This is a genomic window from Ruegeria sp. SAZD011 (assembly GCF_059612545.1).
In genome coordinates this window covers 1-1,948 of sequence record NZ_JBXWQU010000007.1, presented here as the reverse complement: position 1 = coordinate 1,948, position 1,948 = coordinate 1, and the positions used below count along the sequence as shown (strand labels likewise).

Annotated in this window: 2 protein-coding genes and 1 pseudogene; all 3 read left to right on the top strand. The window is 65.4% G+C overall.

Features of this window, described 5'->3' with window-relative positions; genetic code table 11:
- On the top strand, positions 1-361 hold a 361-nt coding region (locus AC2FLM_RS01255), incomplete at its 5' end, for an ATP-binding cassette domain-containing protein (RefSeq protein ID WP_496854940.1).
- Positions 361-1,701, top strand: coding sequence for an ABC transporter permease (locus AC2FLM_RS01250; protein WP_496854938.1), 1,341 nt, complete (start codon positions 361-363; stop codon positions 1,699-1,701). The genes AC2FLM_RS01255 and AC2FLM_RS01250, both read left to right, overlap by 1 nt.
- A gap of 20 nt (positions 1,702-1,721) precedes the next feature.
- A pseudogene (locus tag AC2FLM_RS01245) lies at positions 1,722-1,948 on the top strand (DUF3299 domain-containing protein); the annotation flags it as partial.

The window sequence follows — 1,948 nt, the reverse complement described above, 5'->3', positions numbered from 1 at the left end:
ATTCTCCAAGCGTCGGCTCGCGCGTGCGGGCGAGGATCCTGCGGGAGCGGCCCGACATCTGCTCGGCGAACTAGGGCTGTCGGATACGTCCCTGGTATCCAAGCCGGCTAGCGAACTCAGCGTGGGCCAGCAGCAACGGGTTGCCGCCGCGCGCGCGTTGATCGGCAAGCCGGACCTGATCCTGGCGGACGAGCCGACCTCGGCGCTCGATGAGGCGGCCAAGGCGGCCTTTGTCGACCTGCTAGCGAGGGAATGCGCCGAAGCGGGCAGCGCGCTGCTCTTCGTCAGTCATGATCGCAGCCTGGAGCATCATTTCGACCGCAGTGTTGATTTCCTCGCCCTTAACGGGGGCGCCGTCTGATGCTGGGGTTCAGCTTGCGCAGCCTGTGGAACCGCTGGTTCGTGGCCGGCCTGACCGTGCTGGCCATCAGCCTCAGCGTCGCGTTGATCCTCGGTGTCGAGCGGCTCAGGGACGGCGCGCGCGACAGCTTTGCCAACTCTGCGTCCGGGATCGACCTGATCGTGGCGCCGCGCGGCAATCCGGTGCAGATCCTGATGGCTACCGTCTTCGGCGTCGGCGGCATCGGGACGGGCATAACATGGGACAGCTTCGAGTGGCTGGAAGATCGGCCCGAGGTGGCCTGGGCGGTTCCGATTCAGATGGGCGACAATCATCGCGGCTATCCGGTGATCGGGACGGATGCATCGTATTTCGAGCATTTCCGGCACTCCGGCGGTCAGCCGCTGTCTCTGGCGGCTGGAGCGTTCTTTACCGGCGATGGAGCGGACGCCGCCGTGATCGGGGCCGAAGTCGCGGCGCGGTTCGGCTATGCTCCCGGTGCGGTGATCGTCAACGCCCATGGCTCGGGCGAGGTCTCGTTCGACCTCCACGACGACGCGCCCTTCACCATTTCGGGCGTGCTCGCGCCGACCGGTACCGCCGTCGACCGTATGGTCTTCGTCACGCTCGAAGGCTTCGACACCCTGCATGCGCAGGAAGATGCGCCGCTGGCCGACCCCCTTGACCCGGCGGCGATGCCCGCCGATGGTCATGGTGAGGATGACGCGCACGACGACCATGAAGCGCACGACGACCACGAAGCGCATGACGACCACGAAGGCGCGGAGGCCGGACACGGTCACGAACCGGACCGGATCAATGCCGTCTATGTCGGGCTGATCGATCGGACGAGCGTCCTCGGCCTGCAGCGGGCGGTCAACGATCTCCCCTCCGACGCGCTCAGCGCCGTCCTCCCTGCGGTCGCGCTCGCCGAGCTCTGGGGGATTACCGGGACAGCGGAGCGCGCGATGAGGTTGATGGCGTGGGCCGTGGCTTTGGCAGGAATGATCGGCATGGTGGTCATGCTCTCTGCGACCCTCGACACCCGCCGTCGCGAATTCGCGATCCTGCGGTCTGTTGGCGCCACGCCCACCCGTATCTTTGCGCTGATTGTCACGGAAGCGGCCGTTCTCACCGCGGCAGGGCTTATCCTTGGCCTTGTTCTGCTCACGGTGGCCACGTTCGTGACCGACCCGATCCTGTCTGCCCGCTTCGGTCTGAGGTTGGGATTGAATGTCTTCGGTACGCGCGAAATGGCCACCCTTTTCGTCATCTTCTGGGCCGGGCTCCTCGCCTCGCTTATCCCGGCGGTCCGGGTCTACCGCATGACGCTGGCTGACGGGCTGTCGGTTCGGCTATGATAAAAGAAGGGGATTTCTTCATGACCATGTTCGCCCGTCTCTTCTTGATACTTTCGCTTGCCGTTCCTCCGGGTCTCGTAGAAGCGGCTGATCCTAAGGAAATCTCCTGGGAGACGCTTGCGCCTCCAGCCGCCGTGATCTCGAACCCGTTCGAGAACCTCAGCGACGACCAGATGAACAGCCTCCGCCAGATCCTGCGGCTCGAGGCACGGGCCGAGCGGAGCGATGACGCCGAAGCGCGCGCCGA